The organism is Modestobacter sp. VKM Ac-2983 (genome assembly GCF_026967885.1).
GTDB lineage: Bacteria > Actinomycetota > Actinomycetes > Mycobacteriales > Geodermatophilaceae > Modestobacter.
In genome coordinates, this window is record NZ_JAPVBK010000003.1 from 162,224 (window position 1) to 181,688 (window position 19,465).

Annotated in this window: 23 protein-coding genes; 16 read left to right on the forward strand and 7 right to left on the reverse strand. The window is 74.1% G+C overall.

Annotated elements, in window-relative coordinates; translation table 11 throughout:
* Positions 1–8 precede the first annotated feature (8 nt).
* Positions 9–1,079, forward strand: a complete 1,071-nt coding sequence (locus O2W18_RS12590; protein WP_269187867.1) for a flavin-containing monooxygenase — start codon at positions 9–11, stop codon at positions 1,077–1,079.
* On the opposite strand, the gene O2W18_RS12595 is transcribed toward O2W18_RS12590, so the two are convergent.
* Positions 1,055–1,858 carry an MBL fold metallo-hydrolase gene (locus O2W18_RS12595; protein WP_269187868.1) on the reverse strand — a complete coding sequence of 268 codons (804 nt, stop codon included), beginning with the start codon at positions 1,856–1,858 and terminating at the stop codon, positions 1,055–1,057. The two genes, O2W18_RS12590 and O2W18_RS12595, sit on opposite strands and share 25 nt — an antisense overlap.
* A 153-nt stretch (positions 1,859–2,011) precedes the next feature.
* Between O2W18_RS12595 and O2W18_RS12600 the strand changes: the two genes are divergently transcribed.
* Positions 2,012–3,526, forward strand: coding sequence for a TldD/PmbA family protein (locus tag O2W18_RS12600; RefSeq protein ID WP_269187869.1), 1,515 nt, complete (start codon positions 2,012–2,014; stop codon positions 3,524–3,526).
* Positions 3,523–4,902 (forward strand): metallopeptidase TldD-related protein, encoded by a 1,380-nt coding sequence (locus O2W18_RS12605; protein ID WP_269187870.1) that lies wholly within the window; start codon positions 3,523–3,525, stop codon positions 4,900–4,902. Before O2W18_RS12600 ends, O2W18_RS12605 begins: the two co-directional genes overlap by 4 nt.
* Before the next feature lie 41 nt (positions 4,903–4,943).
* Here the strand turns inward: O2W18_RS12605 and O2W18_RS12610 are convergent, their stop codons facing one another.
* Together O2W18_RS12610 and O2W18_RS12615 are read right to left on the reverse strand one after the other, a co-directional pair.
* Complete coding sequence (locus tag O2W18_RS12610; protein WP_269187871.1) at positions 4,944–5,099, reverse strand: hypothetical protein; 156 nt, start codon at positions 5,097–5,099, stop codon at positions 4,944–4,946.
* A gap of 36 nt (positions 5,100–5,135) precedes the next feature.
* Positions 5,136–5,366 carry a hypothetical protein gene (locus O2W18_RS12615; RefSeq protein WP_269187872.1) on the reverse strand — a complete coding sequence of 77 codons (231 nt, stop codon included), beginning with the start codon at positions 5,364–5,366 and terminating at the stop codon, positions 5,136–5,138.
* Between the two features lie 220 nt (positions 5,367–5,586).
* Between O2W18_RS12615 and O2W18_RS12620 the strand changes: the two genes are divergently transcribed.
* The 3 genes from O2W18_RS12620 (at position 5,587) to O2W18_RS12630 (ending at position 7,599) form a co-directional block, all read left to right on the forward strand.
* The gene (locus O2W18_RS12620) at positions 5,587–5,892 is read left to right on the forward strand and encodes a hypothetical protein (RefSeq protein WP_269187873.1); all 306 of its coding nucleotides are present in this window, start codon (positions 5,587–5,589) and stop codon (positions 5,890–5,892) included.
* Positions 5,893–6,040: 148 nt separating this feature from the next.
* Positions 6,041–6,463 carry a hypothetical protein gene (locus O2W18_RS12625; protein WP_269187874.1) on the forward strand — a complete coding sequence of 141 codons (423 nt, stop codon included), beginning with the start codon at positions 6,041–6,043 and terminating at the stop codon, positions 6,461–6,463.
* A 131-nt stretch (positions 6,464–6,594) separates the two neighbouring features.
* Positions 6,595–7,599, forward strand: coding sequence for a C40 family peptidase (locus O2W18_RS12630; protein WP_269187875.1), 1,005 nt, complete (start codon positions 6,595–6,597; stop codon positions 7,597–7,599).
* Positions 7,600–7,642: 43 nt separating this feature from the next.
* On the opposite strand, the gene O2W18_RS12635 is transcribed toward O2W18_RS12630, so the two are convergent.
* Positions 7,643–8,224, reverse strand: coding sequence for a YdeI/OmpD-associated family protein (locus tag O2W18_RS12635; protein ID WP_269187876.1), 582 nt, complete (start codon positions 8,222–8,224; stop codon positions 7,643–7,645).
* Between the two features lie 130 nt (positions 8,225–8,354).
* Here O2W18_RS12635 and O2W18_RS12640 point away from each other — a divergent pair, with 130 nt between their 5' ends.
* The 7 genes from O2W18_RS12640 (at position 8,355) to O2W18_RS12670 (ending at position 12,448) form a co-directional block, all read left to right on the forward strand.
* Positions 8,355–9,110 (forward strand): histidine phosphatase family protein, encoded by a 756-nt coding sequence (locus O2W18_RS12640; RefSeq protein ID WP_269187877.1) that lies wholly within the window; start codon positions 8,355–8,357, stop codon positions 9,108–9,110.
* The gene (locus O2W18_RS12645; protein ID WP_269187878.1) at positions 9,091–9,981 is read left to right on the forward strand and encodes an NAD(P)H-hydrate dehydratase; all 891 of its coding nucleotides are present in this window, start codon (positions 9,091–9,093) and stop codon (positions 9,979–9,981) included. Before O2W18_RS12640 ends, O2W18_RS12645 begins: the two co-directional genes overlap by 20 nt.
* Positions 9,982–10,065: 84 nt before the next feature.
* The gene (locus tag O2W18_RS12650) at positions 10,066–10,470 is read left to right on the forward strand and encodes a hypothetical protein (RefSeq protein WP_269187879.1); all 405 of its coding nucleotides are present in this window, start codon (positions 10,066–10,068) and stop codon (positions 10,468–10,470) included.
* Positions 10,471–10,668, forward strand: coding sequence for a helix-turn-helix transcriptional regulator (locus O2W18_RS12655; RefSeq protein WP_269170155.1), 198 nt, complete (start codon positions 10,471–10,473; stop codon positions 10,666–10,668).
* Between the two features lie 73 nt (positions 10,669–10,741).
* The gene (locus tag O2W18_RS12660) at positions 10,742–11,281 is read left to right on the forward strand and encodes a gamma carbonic anhydrase family protein (protein WP_269187880.1); all 540 of its coding nucleotides are present in this window, start codon (positions 10,742–10,744) and stop codon (positions 11,279–11,281) included.
* A 4-nt stretch (positions 11,282–11,285) separates the two neighbouring features.
* Complete coding sequence (locus O2W18_RS12665) at positions 11,286–11,783, forward strand: hypothetical protein (RefSeq protein ID WP_269187881.1); 498 nt, start codon at positions 11,286–11,288, stop codon at positions 11,781–11,783.
* Complete coding sequence (locus O2W18_RS12670) at positions 11,780–12,448, forward strand: sigma factor-like helix-turn-helix DNA-binding protein (protein WP_269187882.1); 669 nt, start codon at positions 11,780–11,782, stop codon at positions 12,446–12,448. The genes O2W18_RS12665 and O2W18_RS12670 overlap by 4 nt, the downstream gene beginning before the upstream one ends.
* A 21-nt stretch (positions 12,449–12,469) precedes the next feature.
* Here the strand turns inward: O2W18_RS12670 and O2W18_RS12675 are convergent, their stop codons facing one another.
* Positions 12,470–13,576, reverse strand: coding sequence for a fatty acid desaturase family protein (locus tag O2W18_RS12675; protein ID WP_269187883.1), 1,107 nt, complete (start codon positions 13,574–13,576; stop codon positions 12,470–12,472).
* 224 nt (positions 13,577–13,800) lie between these two features.
* Between O2W18_RS12675 and O2W18_RS12680 the strand changes: the two genes are divergently transcribed.
* The gene (locus O2W18_RS12680; protein ID WP_269187884.1) at positions 13,801–14,829 is read left to right on the forward strand and encodes a zinc-dependent alcohol dehydrogenase family protein; all 1,029 of its coding nucleotides are present in this window, start codon (positions 13,801–13,803) and stop codon (positions 14,827–14,829) included.
* Between the two features lie 2 nt (positions 14,830–14,831).
* Here O2W18_RS12680 and O2W18_RS12685 read toward each other — a convergent pair whose 3' ends face one another.
* Both O2W18_RS12685 and O2W18_RS12690 read right to left on the reverse strand, forming a co-directional pair.
* Entirely contained in the window at positions 14,832–15,368 is a 537-nt protein-coding gene (locus O2W18_RS12685) for a hypothetical protein (RefSeq protein WP_269187885.1), read from the reverse strand.
* The gene (locus tag O2W18_RS12690) at positions 15,365–16,294 is read right to left on the reverse strand and encodes a mechanosensitive ion channel family protein (protein ID WP_269187886.1); all 930 of its coding nucleotides are present in this window, start codon (positions 16,292–16,294) and stop codon (positions 15,365–15,367) included. The genes O2W18_RS12685 and O2W18_RS12690 overlap by 4 nt, the downstream gene beginning before the upstream one ends.
* A gap of 156 nt (positions 16,295–16,450) precedes the next feature.
* Between O2W18_RS12690 and O2W18_RS12695 the strand changes: the two genes are divergently transcribed.
* Together O2W18_RS12695 and O2W18_RS12700 are read left to right on the forward strand one after the other, a co-directional pair.
* Positions 16,451–18,355 (forward strand): BCCT family transporter, encoded by a 1,905-nt coding sequence (locus tag O2W18_RS12695; protein ID WP_269187887.1) that lies wholly within the window; start codon positions 16,451–16,453, stop codon positions 18,353–18,355.
* A gap of 148 nt (positions 18,356–18,503) precedes the next feature.
* On the forward strand, positions 18,504–19,400 hold the full coding sequence (locus O2W18_RS12700; RefSeq protein ID WP_269187888.1) for a type IV toxin-antitoxin system AbiEi family antitoxin domain-containing protein: 897 nt from the start codon (positions 18,504–18,506) through the stop codon (positions 19,398–19,400).
* Positions 19,401–19,465: the final 65 nt, after the last annotated feature.

Consider the following 19,465-nt stretch of genomic DNA (forward strand, 5'->3'; position numbering starts at 1 on the left):
TCGACGGCGTGGCAGACCGGGTGCACGACGTGCTGGTGGTCGGTGCCGGCCAGGCCGGCCTGGGCACGGCCTGGTGGCTGGCCCGGAAGGGCGTCCGGGACGTGGTGGTGGTCGACGCCGCCGAGGTGGGGGGCAGCTGGTTGCGCCGCTGGGAGAGCCTGCAGCTGTTCACGCCCCGCCGGTTCAGCGGCCTGCCCGGGGTGCCGTTCCCGGACGGGGCGACGCCGACGCCGGACCGGGTCGAGATGGCGGACTACCTGCACGGCTACGCCCGCCGACTCGACGTCCCGGTGCGCTCCTGGACCCCGGTCACCCGGGTGACCACGCACCCGGTGGGCTTCTGCGCCGAGACCCGGGAGGGGCCGGTGCTGGCCCGGCAGGTGGTGCTGGCCACCGGCCCGTTCACCCGGCCGCGGGTGCCGGCCGCGGCCCAGGAGCTGGACCCGGCGGTCGCCCAGCTGCACTCCGCGGACTACTGCCGACCCGCCGACCTCCCCGCAGGGCCGGTGCTCGTCGTCGGCGGCGGCAACTCGGCGGCGCAGCTGGCCGTGGAGTTGTCGGCCACCCACGAGGTGACCGTTCTCAGCCCGCGCGAACCCCGGTTCCTGCCGGAGCGGGTGCTCGGCGTGAGCGTCTACTGGTGGCTGCTGCTGTCCGGGGTGCTCAACGCCGGTGGCGACAGCTGGGTGGCCCGGGGCATCCGCCGGCGCGGCGACGCGATCATCGGCCGGGAACTGCGCCGACTCCGGGGCGACGGCGTCATCGGCTGGCGGACCGGGCGGGTGGTCGGTGCCGACGGCGACCGGGTGCACCTGGACGACGGGCGGACCGAGCAGGTGTCCGCCGTGCTGTGGTGCACCGGCTTCCTCCCCGAGACCGGCTGGATCGACGTGCCGGGCGCCCTGGACGCCGACGGACAGCCGGTGCACGACCGCGGGGCCTCGCCGGTGGCCGGGCTGCACTGGATGGGGCTGCCGTGGCAGACCCGGGTCAACTCCTCGATCATCGACGGCGTCGACCGGGACGCCCGGCGCACGGCCCGGCGGATCAGGCGTCAGGCCCGCAGCGAGACCGTCTGACCGCGGCCGACGGTGCGGATCTCGCCGGGGGCCCGGCGGGTGGCCACCTCGGCGACGAAGTTCCCCAGCGGGTCCTTGAACAGGCCGTAGTCGTCGTAGTGCACCGGCACGGTCACCGGCGGCGCGAGCAGCTCGACCAGGTCGGCACCCTGCCGGGCGTCCATCGTCACCGTGATGCCGGCGACCTTGGTGCCACCCAGGTGCGGGATCATCGCGTCCAGCGGACCGCAGCGCTGCAGCACCTCGCCGAGCACCGGCCGGAACAGCGTGTCGCCGCTGACGTACCCCCGCCAGGTGACGGCGCCGTCGCGGACCAGCTCGAGCACGCTGCCCATCACCTGCGGCAGCAGCCGGGCGAGCGGTCCGGGGCCGTGGACCCCGGGGACGCTGGTGATCCGCAGCGTGTCGCCGCCCCGGCCGAGCTCGTGGGTCTGCCAGGGCCGCAGGTCGGAGGTCTGGGTGAAGCCCCGCTTCGCCAGGCAGCCGGCGGCCTCCGGGGTGGTGACCACCGGGGTCTCCTTGGGCAGCGACCGGGTGGCCACCCGGTCCCAGTGGTCGCCGTGCATGTGGCTGAGCAGGACGGCGTCCAGCGCCGGCAGCTGGGCGGGCACGAGCGCCGGGTCGGTCAGCCGCCGGCTGCGCAGCCCGTAGCCCAGGTGCGCCCACTGGCCCCGGTGCAGGAAGTTCGGGTCGGTCAGCAGGGCGAAGGGCCCGATCCGCAGCAGGGTGGTCGCGGTGCCGCCGAAGGTGAGCGTGACGTCGTCCCCAGGAGCGGTCATGCGGGGCCGGGTACCCGAACCCCCCGCCGGGGATGCGCCGTTGGTCACCGGATGCGCTGTCCTGCGCCCGGAAGGTGCAGTGGGTGACCGACGGCGTCGGCCGGATCGGTAGCGGGGCTCACCAACTCCCTCCCTGGCTGGTAGACACGGGGCGTGGCACAGCCCCGTTCCGTCGACGAGTCCTTCCTCGCCCTCCCGTTGTCCGCACTGGCCGATGCGGCGCTGACCCGCGCGGTCGACCTGGGGTGCGAGCACGCCGACCTGCGGGTCGAGCGGATCCGCACCCAGGCCGTCCGGCTGCGCGACGCCCGGCTGGAGGCGCTGGCCGACGGCGAGGACCTCGGCCTGGCCGTGCGGGTCGTGCACGAGGGCACCTGGGGCTTCGCCGCCGGCGTGGTGCTCACCGCCGCCGAGGCGGTCCGGCTGGCCGAGGAGGCCGTCGCGGTCGCCCACGTCTCCGCGGCGATGAACACCGACCGCGTCGAGCTGGCGCCCGAGCCGGTGTACGCCGACGGCGAGTGGGTGTCGGCCTACGACGTCGACCCGTTCGCCGTCCCGGACGCGGAGAAGACGGCCCTGCTGGTCGAGCTCTCGGAGGGGTTGCTGGCCGCCGACGGCGTCGAGCACGTGCAGAGCAGCGTCTCGCAGGTCAAGGAGCAGAAGTTCTACGCCGACACGGCCGGCACGCGCACCCACCAGCAGCGGGTCCGGGTGAACCCGGAGTTCACCGCGCTCACCGTCGACCGCGCGACCGGCACCTTCGAGTCGATGCGCACGCTGGCCCCGCCGGTCGGGCGCGGCTGGGAGTACCTCACCGGCACCGGCTGGGACTGGCGCGGTGAGCTGGCCGAGCTCCCCGAGCTGCTCCGGGAGAAGGTCAAGGCCCCCTCGGTCGACCCGGGCCGCTACGACCTGGTCGTCGACCCGTCCAACCTGTGGCTGACCATCCACGAGTCCATCGGCCACGCCACCGAGCTGGACCGCGCCCTCGGCTACGAGGCCGCCTACGCCGGCACGTCCTTCGCCACCGTCGACAAGCTCGGCACCCTGCAGTACGGCTCGCCGCTGATGCACGTCACCGGCGACCGCACCACCGAGCACGGCCTGTCCACCGTCGGGTGGGACGACGAGGGCGTCGCCGGGCAGCAGTGGGACCTGGTCCGTGACGGCGTGCTCGTCGGCTACCAGGTCGACCGCAACATGGCCCGGCTGCGCGGGATGGGGCGGTCCAACGGCTGCGCGTTCGCCGACTCCGCCGCCCACGTGCCGGTGCAGCGGATGGCGAACGTGTCGCTGCAGCCCGCCCCCGACGGCCCCTCCACCGAGGAGATCATCGGCGGCGTCGAGCGCGGCGTCTACGTCGTCGGGGACAACAGCTGGTCGATCGACATGCAGCGGTACAACTTCCAGTTCACCGGCCAGCGGTTCTACAGGATCGAGGGTGGCCGGCTGGCCGGCCAGCTCCGGGACGTCGCCTACCAGGCGACGACGACGGACTTCTGGGGCTCGATGACGGCGGTCGGCGGGCCGCAGACCCACGTGCTCGGCGGTGCCTTCAACTGCGGCAAGGCCCAGCCCGGCCAGGTCGCCCCGGTCAGCCACGGCTGCCCGACCGCGCTGTTCGAGAACACGACCATCCTCAACACGAAGCAGGAGGGTGGGCGATGAGCCCCCAGCAGCTGGTGGAGCAGGCGCTCGCGGCCTCGACCGCGGACGGGCAGATCACCTACGTCACCGACAGCTCCGAGGCCAACCTCCGGTGGGCGAGCAACAGCCTGACCACCAACGGCGCGATGCGCTCCCGGCAGGTCGTCGTCATCTCCTTCGTCGACGGCGGCGCCGGCATGGCGACCGGCACGGTGGCCCGTACCGGCACCCCGGACGTGGCCGAGCTGGTGCGGATCAGCGAGCAGGCCGCGCGGGACGCCGGGCCGGCCGAGGACGCGATGCCGCTGATCAGCGAGGCGCCCCCGGGCGCCGGCGACTGGGACGCCGAGCCGGCCCAGACCTCGATCGACGTCTTCGCCGAGTTCGCCCCGGCGCTGGGCGAGGCGTTCGGTGCCGCGCGGAGCCGTGAGGAGCTGCTCTTCGGGTTCGCCGAGCACCAGCTCGCCACCACCTACCTGGGCACCTCCACCGGACTGCGGCTGCGGCACGACCAGCCCACCGGGCGGGTCGAGCTGAACGGGAAGAGCACCGACTTCGGCCGGTCCGTCTGGGCGGGAGTGGGCACCCGCGACTTCACCGACGTGTCGGTGGCCGACCTCGCCGCCGAGGTGCAGCAGAAGATGGCCTGGTCGCAGCGGCGGGTCGAGCTGCCGGCCGGGCGGTACGAGACGCTGCTGCCGCCGTCCACGGTCAGCGACCTGATGATCCCCACCTACTGGGCGATGGAGGCGCGGGACGCCGACGAGGGCCGCAGCGTGTACGCCCGGGCCGGGGGCGGCAACCGGATCGGTGACCGCCTGGCGCAGCTGCCGCTGACCCTGCGCAGCGACCCGTACGCGCCGGGGCTGGAGACCGCGCCGTTCCAGGTGGTCGGCGGCTCCTCGGGCAGCGCCTCGGTGTTCGACAACGGGATGGCGACGCCCGCCGTCGACTGGATCTCGGGCGGCGTGCTGACCAACCTGATCCGGCCCCGGGCCTGGGCGCTGAAGACGACGGCACCGGCGACCGCGGCGGTGGACAACCTCGTCCTGGAGGACCCGAACGCCACCGCCACCCAGGCGGAGATGATCGGCCGCACCGAGCGCGGGCTGCTGCTGACCACGCTCTGGTACATCCGGGAGGTCGACCCGCAGACGCTGCTGGTCACCGGCCTGACCCGCGACGGCGTCTTCCTCGTGGAGGACGGCGAGGTGACCGGCGCGGTGAACAACTTCCGGTTCAACGAGTCGCCGGTCGACCTGCTGGGCCGGGCCGCCGAGGCCAGCCGCAGCGTGCGGACCCTGCCGCGGGAGTGGAACGACTGGTTCACCCGGGCCTCGATGCCGATGCTCCGGGTCCCCGACTTCAACATGAGCTCGGTCAGCCCGGCCAGCTGACGCCGACCCGTCCGGGCGGCCGGTGCGCCGCCCGGGCGGGCTCAGTCCTCGCGGCGGTCGCGGCCGGTCTGGCCGGGGTCCGGGCTCGAGGTGGCGACCGCCGGGTCGACGGGGTCACCGGTCGGTTCGGGGCCCTGCACGCCGGCGTCCGTGGAGGTGGGTTCGGTGGCCGGGTCGGAGCCGGCGGGTTCGGTCATGCCGGCCGGGTACCCCGTCCGACCCGGCCGGAACGGTCAGGGGGTGACGGGTCCGCGGCCGACGTCGTCCGGGTCGGGGGTCTGGAAGGCCGTCTCGGTGGGCGGCGCGGCCTCGGCGTCGTCCGAGCCCTGCTCGGGGGCGGCCGGCTCCTCGCCCTCGGCGCCGAAACCGTCGGCAGTCTGCGGTGCCCCCGCACCGGGGTCGGCGGCGGGGATCCCGTCGTCCGGGTTCGACGGGAAGGGGTCCAGCGGTGCGTTCATCGACATGGCCCGGCCCTACCCCGCTCCTCGGCGGCGGATGCACCGGCGCGTACGGCACGCGATCCCTGGGACGGTCGGGATGCGCGTGACAGGTGGGTGCAGTGCGTCGTCGAAACCGCGTTTCATGCCCCGCTGTCACGGACCTGAAACGCAACTCGTGTCTACTTCCCCACGAACGCCGACGACTACCCCCTGCCTCCCGGCAGGACGGCGAGGGGAGCACCACATGACGTACCGCCAGAAGCCCTCGATCTTCCAGGTGGGCAAGGTCCACGACAACGGCCCGGCCGTGATCGTCTCCGGCTGGGGCCTGGGCATGTGCGCCTCGCTGTGCCGGTGCCACCGCAACCCGGAGGACGGTCAGCTCTCCCTCGCCGAGGACCAGGCCGGCGGCAGCCTCGGCCTGCGCAGCTTCACCGACACCGGCGACTGCGACTGCTGCGAGGCATGGACGTCGACGGAGCTCTCCGCGATCCTGCGCGACATCGCCGCGGTCGAGGCGCTGGACGCCTCGGAGCCGGCCGCCGGCTGAGCTCCACCAGATCCGACCGAGCCGCCCACCGGGGAACCGGTGGGCGGCTCGTCGTCTTTGCCCGGCCCGCACCCCGGGTAGCCCGTGGCCCATGTGGGCGAGAGCAGCGGTACGCGGAGCGGTGGCCGGGCTGGCCGGGGTGGCGGTCATGACAGCGGGGGAGAAGCTGGAACAGCAGTTGACGGGTCGACCGAACAGCTACGTCCCCGCCCGGACGCTGACCGCGCTGGCGACCGGACGGCGGCTGCCCGGGTCGGCGCGCCCGCCGGTGCGCAACCACCTGATGCACTGGGGCACCGGCGCCGCCGTCGGCGCGCTGCGCGGGGTCTGGGCCGCGGCCGGGCTGCGCGGCGTGCGTGCGTCGGCCTGGCACACCTCCGTGCGGCTGGCGGTCGACCAGACCCTGGAGAACGTCACCGGGGTGGGCGCTCCGCCGTGGACCTGGTCGCGCCGGGACCAGGTCGTCGACGTCGCGCACAAGGCCGTGTACTCCTTCGCCACCGGCGCCGTCGCCGACCGCCTCGTGCCGTCCGCGAGGGACGGGAGGGGCGCACGGGGCCTGTGGGACTGAGGTCCACTGTGGACCGATCGGTCCCGGCGCGCCGCGCCTCTTGACAAGAGCGCGATCTCCCTACCGTCCGTCGAGACGTGCACGGAGTCCCTCGCCCCTCCCCGGGCGGAACGTGCGCAGACGGAGGCCCAGTGAACCGATCGACCAACCGGCGGTGGACGCGCGCTGCCGCCCTCGCGCTGACCGTCGGCACGGCCGTCGTCCTGACCCCGTCGATCGGCGCGGCCGCCCCGAGCACCGCGGCCGAGGCCCGGAAGGCCGTCACCGACGCCGGGCTGGAGATCACCGCCCTGGACGAGCAGGTCCACGAGGCGGAGGCCGCCGCCGAGCAGCACCAGGCCGCCGCGGATGCCGCTGCTGACACCGCCGCCCAGGCGCAGGCACAGCTCGCCGCGCTGGAGCCGCAGCTGCGGGCCATCGCCCAGACCGGGTACGTCGGCACCACCCGCGGCCGGCTGGCCGCCTTCCTGACCAGCGGCTCGGCCGACGCCCTGATCCAGCAGATGAACACCCTGGACCAGCTGGCCACGCACGCGGACGCCATCGTGGCCACGGCCGCCACGGCACGGTCGGCCGCCGAACAGGCGCACCAGGACGCCGCTGCTGCCGCAACGGCCGCAACGGCGGCGGAGGCCGACCTGCGGGCGCAGAAGGACCAGCTGGAGGGCGAGCTCGCCGGCTACCAGGCCGACCTCGCCCGGCTGTCGGCCGCCGACCAGGTGCGGGTGCACAACGTCATCTCCGGGCCCGAGGTCGCCGCCCCCGCCCCCGCGCCGGCCCCCACCGCGGCCGCCGGGGTCGCCGTGCAGACCGCGCTCGCCCAGATCGGCGACATGTACGGCATCGGTGCCGAGGGCCCGGACTCCTTCGACTGCTCCGGCCTGACCCAGTACGCCTACGCCGCGGCCGGGATCTCGCTGCCGCACTCCAGCCGCGCGCAGTCGGGGATGGGCGTCGCCGTGTCACGGGCCGACCTGCAGCCCGGCGACCTGGTCTTCTTCTACTCGCCGATCAGCCACGTGGGCATGTACATCGGCAACGGCCAGATGGTGCACGCCAGCGTCTCCGGCCGCCCGGTCGCGGTCACCAGCGTGGACAAGGGCGGCTACGTCAGCGCCCGGCGCGTCACCGGCTGACCCCAGCCCCAGCGGTGATCAGGGCACCTGACCACCGCTGGGCTCAGTCGTGGAAGCGGCGGCCCTCGGCGAGCAGCTGGACGCACGCCGCGATCCGCTTGGCCCGGGTCTGCGGGGTCGCGGCGGTGTGCACCCGCCACAGCACGGCGTACCGGTTCGCCCCGTCCAGCCCGGCGAACGCCTCCTGGGCCGCGGGTTCAGTGGCCAGCGCCGCGATCAGGTCGTCGGGCACGGTGATGGTGGCCGGGCCGGCGTAGGCCCGGTCCCAGCGGCCGTCGGCCTGTGCGGCCTCGACCGCGGCCAGCCCCGCCGGGCGCATCCGGCCCTCGGCGGTCAGCCGGGCCACCGACTGCACGTTCTTCTGCGACCAGACGCTCTTGGGTCGCCGCGGCGTGTACCGGACGGTGAACCAGTCGTCGTCCACCCGGTTGGCCCGGCCGTCGATCCAGCCGTGGCACAACGCCACCTCGACCGCCTCGGCCGCGGTCAGCGACGGGACGCCGGCCGACTTCTTGGCGATCTTCAGGAACAGCCCCGGCGCCCGGTCGTGCTCGGCGGCCAGCCAGGCGTCGAAGTCGGCGGCGGTGGCGAAGGCCCGGGTCTGGAAGGTGCTCTCGTCGGCCACGCCGGTCATCGTCCGTAGCCGCGCCCGCGCCGTCCAGGGGGTCCGGTGTGCGGTTTGTCCGGGCGGCCGGTCGGCTACCGCAGGGCGGACGGCGCTCAGCAGGGGCGCCGCGACGACGACGGGACGACCGATGGCACGGGCACCTGGTCCCACCGCCCTGTGGCTGGTGCGGCACGGCGAGAGCGTGGGCAACCTGGCCGATGCGCATGCGCACGAGACCGGGTCGGGCCGGCTCGAGCTCGACGTCCGGGACCCCGACGTCCCACTGTCGGACACCGGCGAACGCCAGGCCGACGCCCTCGGGGCGTGGCTGGCGGCGCTGCCGGCGGACGAGCGCCCCACCACGGTGCTGAGCTCGCCGTTCAGCCGCGCGGCCGAGACCGCCCGGCGGGCGGTGGCGGCCAGCGGACTGGACCTGACGGTCCGGCACGACGAGCGGCTGCGGGAGCGGGACTTCGGCGTCTTCGACGGGATGACCGGGCACGGGATCCGCGAGGAGCACCCGGACGAGGCGGGCCGGCGCGAGCTGCTGGGCAAGTTCTACTACCGGCCCCCGGGCGGAGAGAGCTGGGCCGACGTCGCCCTGCGGGTGCGCAGCCTGCTCGCCACCGAGGCGCTGCGGCACGACGGCGAGCGGTTGCTCTGCGTCTCGCACCAGGCCGTGATCATGGTCTTCCGGTACGTGCTGGAGGAGCTCTCCGAGCAGGAGCTCCTGGAGATCGACCGGGCCGAGCAGGTCGCCAACACCTCCGTGACCCGCTACGAGTCGGCCGATGGCGGGCAGTTCCGGCTGGCCGGGTTCAACGACGTCGACCACCTGGACGACGCCGACCCGGCGGGCGGCGCACCCGTGACCGAGGAGACCGATGTCCCGACCCCGGCCTGAGCACACCCTGGTCAGTCCCCAGGTGCTCCGCGACTGGCGGCTGCCCGAGCCGACCGGCGGCAAGGAGGCCCGCGGCTCGATCCTGGTCATCGGGGGCAGCACCGAGACCGTGGGTGCGGTGCTGCTGGCCGCCGAGGCCGCGCTGCGGTCCGGCGCCGGCAAGCTCCAGGTCGTCGTGCCCTCCAAGGTCGCCCCGCACGTGTCGATCTCGCTGCCCGAGGCGCTGGTCCGTGGCGTGCCGTCGACCGAGGCCGGCGCCATCCGGGGCTCCTCGGCCGAGCTGCTCCTGGACCTGGCCCAGCAGGCCTCCGCAGTGCTGATCGGGCCGGGCATGGCCGACGAGCCGGAGACCCGGCATCTGGTCGAGGAGCTGCTGCCCGAGCTCAGCGGGCCGGTCGCCCTGGACGCGCTCGGGCTGGCCGCCGTCACCGCCGACCCGGCCTGCCTGCACCACCTGGGTGGCAACGTGGTGCTCACGCCGAACCCCACCGAGCTGGCCATCACGTTGCACGTGGAACCACAGGAGCTGGACGACGACCTGGCAGGTGCCGCTCGGCGGCTGGCGGAGCAGGCCGACGCCGTCGTCGCGCTGGGCGGGGCGACCAACTGGACCGCGGCGCCCGACGGCCGGCTCTGGGCGGACGAGACCGGCGGCGCCGGGCTCGGGGTCTCCGGCTCCGGTGACGTGCGGGCCGGGATCGTCGCCGGGCTGCTGGCCCGCGGTGCGGAGCCCGCCCAGGCCGCCGTCTGGGCCGCGCACGTGCACGGCCGGGCCGGTGAGCGGCTGGCCGCGACGGTCGGGCGGCTGGGCTTCCTGGCCCGGGAGCTGCCGCCGGAGATCCCCCGGGTGATGGCCGAGGTCGACCTCTGACCGTCGTGTGAAGCACGCTTGACACCCGACCGCACGGCTGGTCGACTGCGCGTGTCAAGCGAGCTTGTCACCGAGGAGTCGTCCATGGTCCGCCGTCACGTCGCCGCCGCGCTCACCGGACTGCTGATCGCCGGGGGGATCGGTGTCCTCGCCGGCGCCTTCGAACCCGGCCAGTTCTGGTTGCGCGCCGTCGTCTTCGCCTCCTGCACGGTCGGACCGGCCTACGGCGTGGGCTGGCTGGTGTTCCTCTCCGGCGTGACGGGAGAGGACCCGCCGGCGCACGTCGAGGAGACGATCGAGCACCAGTGGTTGCAGCGGAGCACCTCCGCCGCCTTCCTCGACCTGCTGATCATCGCCGGGTTCGGCGCGTTCGCGCTGGCGGTCACGGACCTGGACCTGCCGGCCTCCTCGGTGCTCATGTGGCTGCTCCTCTTCGGCTTCGCCGACGTCGCGGTGCGGCTGACCGTGCTGCGCCGCCGCGCCGCCTGAGTGCGCAACGACCTGGCCGACCGGCGGCAGGCCCGCGGCTGGTCGCAGGGGCGGCTGGCAGAGGAGCTGGGCGTCTCCCGGCAGACGGTGATCTCCCTGGAGAAGGGGCGGTTCGACCCCAGCCTGCCGCTCGCCTTCCGGATCGCCGCGCTCTTCGGCTGCCGGATCGAGGACGTGTTCGACCCGGACGGCGAGTGACGCCGCGCCCCGGTGTGATCTGCTGCGCCCAGCAGCGGGAACCGCCCGCGACCTCGGTGAGGAGTGCAGCAACGTGGCTGACAGCTACATCGGAGCCCTCGACTTCGGTGCCCCGGAGATCGACGAGCAGGCGTTCATCGCCCCCACGGCCGTCGTCGTCGGCAAGGTGATCATGGGCCCGCGCGCCAGCATCTGGTACGGCGCCATCGCCCGGGCCGACTCGGAGGTCATCGAGATCGGTGCGGACTCCAACGTCCAGGACGGCTCCACCCTGCACAGCGACCCCGGGCACCCGCTGGTGATCGGCCGCGGCGTGACCGTCGGCCACAACGTCGTGCTGCACGGCGCCCGGGTCGACGACGACGTGCTGGTCGGCATGGGCAGCACCGTGCTCAACGGCGCGCACATCGGCTCCGGTTCGATCGTCGCCGCCGGTGCGGTGGTCATGCAGGGTGCGCAGATCCCGCCGAACTCCCTGGTGGCCGGGGTGCCGGCCAAGGTGCGGCGGGAGACGACCGAGGACGACCGGACGGCGATCGCGCTGAACGCGAAGAGCTACACCGACCGGCTCGACCAGCACCGCGCCGTCCGGCGGGTGCAGGGGGCGGGCTGAGCGGGTGAGCGCCGAGGAGCTGCGCCGTCAGGTCTCCTGGACCGTCGATGACACCTCAGCGGCCCTTCGGGCCGGCCGGTTCCTCGGCGGGGTCGTCCACCTGGTCTCCGCGCTGGCGACCCTGGGCGCGGACGCCGGGATCGGGGCTCGTCGACCCAGGTGGACCGTGCCGGCCGACCCGGACGACTACCTGGACCTCGGTCCGCTGACCCTGCGGCTGCCCGAGTCCGGCCCGTCCGAGCCGGTGCAGGCGACGCGGACCGGGGTCTGGGCGACCCCGGCGGGGAGGCCGGCGCGACGGCTGCCGGTGGAGGCGTGGCGGGTGGTGGCGGCGGTGCCGGGCACCGGCTCGCGCTCGCCCCGCCACCCGGAGGCGGAGTGGACGCTGACCGTCAGCGACGGGTCGGCGCACGGGTCGCTGACCGGCGCGTGGCTGGGGCTCGCCTGGATCGGGCACCTGGCCGGCTGGTCCGAGCCGGTGGCGTCGCCCGGGCACGGATGAGCGCCGGGTCGTTCGAGGAGTTCGTCGCCGCGGTGTCGGCGGCGTCCTTCCGCACGGCCCATCTGCTCACCGGTGACCGCCGCGCCGCCGAGGACCTGCAGCAGGAGGCGTTGATCGCCGTGCACGGCCGCTGGGACCGGTTCGCCGACCGGACGGAGGCGCTGGCCGCCGTCCGGCGGGAGCTGGTGGCCGCCCACGTGGGCCGGCGGTGGAGCCGGGTGGGCGAGTCGTTCGCCCACTCCCCGCTGTTCGCCGGCGCCGCCGGCGTCCCCGGTTTCGGTCCGGCGAGACCGGACACTGTCCCGCCGGACGAGACCGCCGCCGCGCTGGCGCAGCTGGCCCCGGTGGAGCGGGTGGCCGTGGTGCTCCGGCACGGCACGGGGCTCACGGAGGAGCAGGCGGCCGACGCGCTCGGTGCGTCGGCGGACGACGTCCGGGCGCTGGTCGAGCGGGCGTCGGCCTCGCTCGGCGAGAGCCTCGGGGTGGACGGCGCGCAGGCCGCGGTGCGGGTGCGCGAGCTGGCCGCGCGGACCCCCGCCGATCCCGACCGCGTTCACGCCCGGGTGCTGGAGGGCGAGCGGTCGGAGCGGCGTCACCGGGCCGGGCTGATCGCCCTGACGGGGTTCCTCGTCCTCGTCGTCCTGCTGGTGCTGGTCACCGGGTGACGGAGGAACCCCGCGCGGGCCTCAGTTCCGGACCGAGGCCGTCAGCGGGCAGACGAACGGGTCGCGCTCGCCGAGCCCGACGCGGTTGAGGTACTGGACGACGATCCGGTAGGAGCCCACCAGCGACGTCTCGGTGTAGCTGATCCCGTGCTCGGCGCAGTGCGCACGCACCATCGGCTGGACCTTCTTCAGGTTCGGCCGCGGCATGCTCGGGAAGAGGTGGTGCTCGATCTGGTAGTTCAGGCCGCCCATCATGAAGTCGGTGACCCGGCCGCCCTTGATGTTGCGCGACATGAGCACCTGACGGCGCAGGAAGTCGACCTTGGCGTTCTTCGGGACGATCGGCATGCCCTTGTGGTTGGGCGCGAACGAGCCCCCGAGCAGCAGACCGAACACGGCCTGCTGGACCAGGATGAAGGCCACGGCCAGCAGCGGCGGCATGATCAGGAAGACGGCGGCGACGAACAGCCCGAGCCGGGCCGCGATGATCGCGATCTCCAGCCGGCGGTGCGGCATCGTCTTCTCCCGGGCCAGCGTCGCGACGCTGTTGGCGTGCAGGGCCGCGCCCTCGAAGCACAGCAGCGGGAAGAACGCCCAGCCCTGGTGCCGGGTCCACCAGCCGCGCAGGCCGGTCATCCGGTCCTCGGCGTCGTCCGGCGTGAAGGCCAGGACAGCGGACTCGATGTCGGGGTCCTTGCCCATCTGGTTCGGGGCGTTGTGGTGCCGGTTGTGCTTCTGCATCCACCAGCCGTAGCCGATGCCGGCGAAGCCGCAGGAGAGCACCCGGGAGCTCCACTCGTTGGCCCGGTGGGAGCCGAAGGCCTGCCGGTGCGCGGTGTCGTGGCCCAGGAAGCCGAACTGCGTGCACACCAGCGAGAGGACGACGGCCAGGCCCAGCTGCCACCAGGAGTCGCCCAGCGCCACGATCGCGACCCAGACCCCGGCGAAGGCGGCCACGGTCAGCGCGATCGAGACCACGTAGTACGGGCGGCGGCGGTTCAGCAGACCGGCGTCCTTCACCTGCTGGGAGAGCGCGGCGTAGACGCTGACCTGGCGGTCGCGGGGGCGCTCGGAGCGGGGCTGCCGAGCGGGCGGAGGCGTGGAGCCCTCCAGGGTGGTTGCGGTCATCTGCTCTCTCAGGCTGGTCCCGGGCTGTTCCGGGTGCGCCGGGGTGGCCGGCGAGGACAGGAGGCCGCGCTACGTCTGGATGGAGCACCGCGTGCCGCCGACGGTAGGCGACGGAGCAGCCCTGTGCCACGCGGGTCCTGTGGGGTGGTACGCGGGAGGAGCCGGACACACCGCCGCAGAGGGGCCGGTGCGGTGGCCGCGGCCGCACGCGGGAGGCTGTCGGGGTGCGTGCGCTGGTGTTCGAGGAGTTCGGTGGTCCGCTGACGGTCCGGTCGGTGCCCGACCCCGCGCCCGGCCGGGACGGCGTCGTCGTCCGGGTGGGCGCCAGCGGGATCTGCCGCAGCGACTGGCACGGCTGGTCCGGTCACGACCCCGACGTCGTCCTGCCGCACGTGCCGGGCCACGAGCTGGCGGGCACCGTGGCCGCGGTCGGCGACCGGGTGCGGACGTGGTCGGTGGGCGACCGGGTCACCGTGCCGTTCGTCTGCGCGTGCGGGCACTGCGGGCCGTGCCGGGACGGCGCCGGGCAGGTCTGCGTGAACCAGACCCAGCCCGGGTTCACGCACTGGGGCTCACTCGCCGAGCTCGTCGCCCTGGACGCCGCCGACGTCAACCTGGTCCCGCTGCCCGCGGACCTGCCGTTCGCCACCGCGGCCGGGCTGGGCTGCCGGTTCGCCACCGCCTTCCGGGCCGTCACCGGGGTGGGGCGGGTGCGGCCCGGTGAGTGGGTGGCGGTGCACGGCTGCGGCGGTGTCGGGCTGTCCGCGGTGCAGGTGGCGGTGGCCGCGGGAGCCCGGGTGGTGGCCGTCGACGTGGCGCCCGGGGCGCTGGAGCTGGCCCGGGCCTGCGGCGCCGAGCACACGGTCGACGGCGCCGGTGACGTCCCCGCCGCGGTCGCCGAGCTGACCGACGGCGGTGCGCACGTCTCGCTGGACGCCCTCGGCGCCGCGGTGACCTGCCTGAATTCGATCCGCAGCCTGCGCCCGCGCGGCCGGCACGTGCAGGTCGGCCTGCTGCCGCCGGTGCTGGGCCGCCCGGAGATCCCGATGGACCGGGTGATCGCCGGTGAGCTGGCCCTGCTGGGCAGCCACGGCATGGCCGCGGCCGACTACCCGGCGATGCTCTCGCTGATCACGGCCGGCCGGCTGCGCCCGGAGCTGCTGGTCACCCGCGAGCTCGGGCTGGACGACGCCGGGGCCGCGCTGGTCGCCGTGGGCCGGGACCCGGGGATCGCCGTCGTCACCTCGTTCTGACCTCAGTCGGTCGGGTCGGCCGTCGCCTCGTCCGCGGTGGTGGGGGTCGGCTCGGCCTCCGTCGTCTCGTCGTCCTGCTCCGTCGTCTCGCTGGTGGGCGTCGGGGTCCGGGTCGGCGTCGGGGTGGGGGTCGGGGCGCGGGGAGTCGTCGTGCGGGACGGCGTGCTCACGGGCTCCTCGTCCTCCTCGTCGTCCGGCGGCACCGGGCTGGTCGGCACGACCGGGACGGGCGTCTCCGGCGTCGGGGGCGTCGTCGGCTCGTCGCACTCCACGACGGTGCAGGGCACCTCGAGCGTCTCGCCGTCCGAGGTGGTGATGGTCCTCGTCCCGCTGTCCGGCTGGGGCAGGAAGAGGTTCAGCACGAACAGCACCACGAACAGGCCGCCGAGCACCAGGCTCGAGGTGCGGAACCGCCCGATGTGCGCGGGCACCGAGCTCGGCCAGCCCGGCGTGCGCCGGGTGGCCGGGGCGGCGTTCGCCGGCGGTTCGTTCGTCTGCGGCAGCACCTTGGTGGGCTGGTCGTCCGATGACGTGCTCATGCGGCACCTCCGCTCCGTGCCCGGTCCTCGGCCAGTGCCTCGTCCTGGATGCTCACGCCGTCCTGCACGGTGGTGGCGCGTACCGACACGCCCTCGCGGGACAGCGCCAGCGCGACCCGGGCCCGGAGGTCGCGGCCCACGTCGAACTGCTTGCCCGGCAGCGTACGGGCGACGACCCGCAGGTTGACCTCGTCCAGGGAGAGGCTCTCCACGCCCATCACGCTGGGCTCGTCGAGCAGCAGCTTGTGCAGCCGCGGGTCGGCGAAGGCGCGCTGCCCGACCTCCCGCAGCACCTCCTGCACCCGCGTGACGTCCGCGGTCGCGGGCACCGGCACGTCGACGACGGCCCGGGCCCAGTCGCGCGAGAGGTTGGTGACCTTCACGATCTGGCCGTTGGGCACGATCACCACCTCGCCGTCCACCGAGCGCACCCGGGTGATCCGCAGGGTGACGTCCTCGACCGTCCCGTTCGCCGGCTCCATGCCGCCGACCACCTGGATGGAGACCACGTCACCGAAGCCGTACTGCCGCTCGGTGATCAGGAAGAAGCCGGCCAGCACGTCGCCGACGACCCGCTGGGCCCCGAAGCCCAGCCCGACGCCGAGCACGGTGGCGGGGGCGACCAGACCGGTGACCGGCAGCCCCAGCCGGTCGAGGGCGAAGATGACCGCGATCGACCAGATCAGCACGATCGCCGCCCAGGTCAGCACCTGCGTCAGCGAGTGCCGGTGCTTGGCTGCCTCGGAGCGCACGAGGGCGTCGGAGTCGGTTGCGGCGGCGTCGATGCGGTCGGTGATCAGGTTGCCGGCCCAGCTGATCAGCCGGGCCAGCAGCAGGGCGCCCAGCACGATCAGGAGGGCGTCGAGGGCGGGTCCGCGGAGCCAGTAGAGGAAGTCGGTGACCGGTCCGGCGGCGAGCACGTTCATCGGCGTCCAGTGTGGCCGGTCGGGCTGTGTGCCGGCCGCGTGGGTGGTGTGCGCGGGCCGGGTGGGACAGCAGAGCACGAGGGGGCAGGATTTGCATCCTGGCCCGACTGCACCGAACGTGGATCTCTGCAACCAGCTGTCCACGCAGCGAGAACCGTGCTGGACCTGCGCACCGACCTGGAGGGGAGGGGCGCCGAGCAGGCGCCGCACCACGTGACGAAGCCACCGAACGACCCGCCCGGTCAGCCTCTGGCCGGCTCGACCAGCGCCGCCGTGACCCCCGGTCACGAGGAGACCGCTGCTCCTGACGCGACGCCGTCAGAGCAGACGATCGACGACGTGCTCGACCCCGACGTCCCCAGCGAGACCCACCCGGCGATCGCCCAGCCGCCGACCCAGGAGCACGACCGCCGCCCGCAGCTGGACCGGACGGTGTTCGGGGTCGCGGCCGTCATCTCCCTGGCCTTCCTCGCCTGGGGCTTCCTCAGCCCCACCGGCCTCGGCTCGGCCAGCGGCAGCGCCCTGGGCTGGATCGAGGGGAACCTCGGCTGGTTCTTCGTACTCCTCGCCTCCGCCGTGGTGATCTTCGTGCTGTGGATCGCGGCCAGCGCCTACGGCCGCATCCCGCTCGGCGGGGACGGCGAACGGCCGGAGTTCCGGACGATCAGCTGGATCGCCATGATGTTCAGCGCCGGGATGGGCATCGGGTTGATGTTCTTCGGCGTCGCCGAGCCGCTGGCGCACTACGTCTCGCCCCCGCCGGGCACCGTTCCCGGCGAGACCAACGAGGCCGTCACCACGGCGCTGGCCACCACGCTGTTCCACTGGACGCTGCACCCGTGGGCGCTGTACGCGCTGGTCGGGCTGGCGGTCGCCTACGGCACCTACCGCCGGGGCCGGGGCCAGCTGCTGTCCTCCGCGTTCACCTCGCTGTTCGGTCGTGGCGTGGCCGAGGGCCCAGCCGGCAAGGTGATCGACGTCCTGGCCATCTTCGCCACGCTCTTCGGCACGGCCGCCTCCCTCGGGCTCGGGGCCCTGCAGATCGGCAGTGGGCTGGAGATCCTCGGCTGGCTCGGCCCGGTCGGCAACGCGGCCACCGTCGGCATCATCGCGGTGCTGACCGCGGCGTTCGTCGCCTCCGCCTTCTCCGGCATCGCCCGCGGCATCCAGTGGCTGTCCAACATCAACGTCGTCCTGGCGTTCGTGCTGGCACTGTTCGTCTTCGTGGTGGGCCCCACGGTGTTCATCCTCAACCTGGTGCCGACCGCGCTGGGCTCCTACCTGGCCGACCTCCCGGAGCTGGCCGCCCGCACGAACGCCTCGGGCGGGGACGCCGTCGCCGAGTGGCTGTCGGGCTGGACGGTCTTCTACTGGGCCTGGTGGATCTCCTGGACGCCGTTCGTCGGCGTCTTCCTCGCCCGGATCAGCCGGGGCCGGACCATCCGGGAGTTCATCACCGGCGTGCTCCTGGTGCCCAGCGTCGTGACGCTGTTCTGGTTCGCGGTCTTCGGCGGTGCCGGGATCGACGCCCAGCGGTCGGGTCAGGACCTCGCCGGGCAGGCGACGCCCGAGGGCCAGCTGTTCGGGCTGCTCCAGGAGCTGCCGGTCCCCACGATCACCAGCGTGATCGTGATGCTGCTGGTCGGGATCTTCTTCGTCACCGGCGCGGACTCCGCCTCGATCGTGATGGCCTCGCTGTCCGAGCGTGGCACCCGCGAGCCGACCTCGAAGATGGTCGTCTTCTGGGGGCTGCTGACCGGTGGTGTGGCCGCGGTGATGCTGCTGGTCGGCGGTGACGAGGCGCTGCAGGGACTGCGGAACCTGACGATCATCGCCGCGCTGCCGTTCGCGGTCGTGATGATCGGGCTGGCGGTCGCGTTGACCAAGGACCTGCGCTCGGACCCGATGGTGCTGCGCCGCACGTACGCCAGCGAGGCCGTCGAGCAGGCGGTCGTCGACGGCATCACCCGGCACGGTGACGACTTCGAGCTGGTCGTCCGGCAGAGCCCGGACGGCCACACCGAGGCGCACCCCGAGCCCACCCAGCCCAGTCAGCGGTGATCATGGAGCTGGCGTGGCGACCCGCCGGTGCACTCCGGCGGGTCGCCACCGCAGCTCCATGATCGTTCCCGTATCCACCGGTTGAGGATCTGTCCACAGATCCTCTCTGTGGTGGGGGTTGCGGGCTCCTGGCTCGGACGCTGCGGTGATGGACTTCGCGCTCTACCGCACGATCGCCGAGCAGCAGGGCGTCTTCACCACCGCCCAGGCCCGGGAGAGCCACTCCGAGTGGGAGATCCGGGGGCTGGTGGCCGCGGGGCGGTGGCGGCGGTCGCCGTGGCGGGGCGTGCTCGTGGACGGCGACCTGCCCGACTCCCCGGCGCTCCACGTCCGGGCTGCGGCGCTCGTGGTCGGGCCTGACCTGGTCGCCTGCCACAGCACCGCGGCCGCGCTCTGGGGGTTCGACGTCCTCGGTCCCGCGACGCTGCACTTCCTCGGCCCGCCGCAGCTGGGCAATCGCAGCCGGCCGGGCATCCAGGTCCACCCCTCCAGCCTCGGCACGGACGACGCGGTTCTCGTGGACGGCGTCTGGGCGACCCCGGCGGCGCGCACGGCCTGCGACGTCGTCCGGCTGACCGCACCGATCCACGGGCTGGCGACCCTCGACGCGGCACTGCGCGCCGGAGCCTGCACCCGAGAGGAGCTGCTCGCCGCCAGCGCCGCACAGGCCGGGCTCCGTGGGGTGGCGCGGCTGCGTGAGCTCGTACCGCTGGCCGACCACCGGGCCGAGTCGCCGATGGAGTCCCGGATGCGGTGGCGCTTCATCGCCGGTGGGCTGCCCGCCCCGGACCTGCAGATCGAGGTGCCGGTCGACGGGATGCGCCGCCTCCTGGACACCGGGTGGCGGCGGTGGCGGGTGGGCGCCGAGTACGACGGCCTCATCGCCCACGGCAGCCGGGAGCAGCTCCGCTCCGACCGCTACCGCGCCAATCAGCTCACCGGGACCCGGTGGACCCTGCTGCACTTCACGGATGTCGACGTCTACCGCCGTCCGCACCAGATGGTCACCACCGTGACGCGGGCCTGCGGGATGGGCCGCCGGTGACGATCATGGGGTCAGCGTGCCGACACGCCGATCGCCAGCGGTGTGTCGCCCCGCCAGCTCCATGA

Bases quoted from the DNA above. Each gene is read 5' to 3' on its own strand.
- O2W18_RS12700 (WP_269187888.1), top strand. From the start codon at position 18,504: ATGGACTTCGCGCTCTACCGCACGATCGCCGAGCAGCAGGGCGTCTTC.
- O2W18_RS12650 (WP_269187879.1), top strand. From the start codon at position 10,066: ATGGTCCGCCGTCACGTCGCCGCCGCGCTCACCGGACTGCTGATCGCC.
- O2W18_RS12690 (WP_269187886.1), bottom strand. From the start codon at position 16,294: ATGAACGTGCTCGCCGCCGGACCGGTCACCGACTTCCTCTACTGGCTC.
- O2W18_RS12605 (WP_269187870.1), top strand. From the start codon at position 3,523: ATGAGCCCCCAGCAGCTGGTGGAGCAGGCGCTCGCGGCCTCGACCGCG.
- O2W18_RS12640 (WP_269187877.1), top strand. From the start codon at position 8,355: ATGGCACGGGCACCTGGTCCCACCGCCCTGTGGCTGGTGCGGCACGGC.
- O2W18_RS12625 (WP_269187874.1), top strand. From the start codon at position 6,041: ATGACAGCGGGGGAGAAGCTGGAACAGCAGTTGACGGGTCGACCGAAC.
- O2W18_RS12645 (WP_269187878.1), top strand. From the start codon at position 9,091: ATGTCCCGACCCCGGCCTGAGCACACCCTGGTCAGTCCCCAGGTGCTC.
- O2W18_RS12610 (WP_269187871.1), bottom strand. From the start codon at position 5,099: ATGACCGAACCCGCCGGCTCCGACCCGGCCACCGAACCCACCTCCACG.
- O2W18_RS12595 (WP_269187868.1), bottom strand. From the start codon at position 1,858: ATGACCGCTCCTGGGGACGACGTCACGCTCACCTTCGGCGGCACCGCG.
- O2W18_RS12620 (WP_269187873.1), top strand. From the start codon at position 5,587: ATGACGTACCGCCAGAAGCCCTCGATCTTCCAGGTGGGCAAGGTCCAC.
- O2W18_RS12615 (WP_269187872.1), bottom strand. From the start codon at position 5,366: ATGTCGATGAACGCACCGCTGGACCCCTTCCCGTCGAACCCGGACGAC.
- O2W18_RS12670 (WP_269187882.1), top strand. From the start codon at position 11,780: ATGAGCGCCGGGTCGTTCGAGGAGTTCGTCGCCGCGGTGTCGGCGGCG.
- O2W18_RS12675 (WP_269187883.1), bottom strand. From the start codon at position 13,576: ATGACCGCAACCACCCTGGAGGGCTCCACGCCTCCGCCCGCTCGGCAG.
- O2W18_RS12685 (WP_269187885.1), bottom strand. From the start codon at position 15,368: ATGAGCACGTCATCGGACGACCAGCCCACCAAGGTGCTGCCGCAGACG.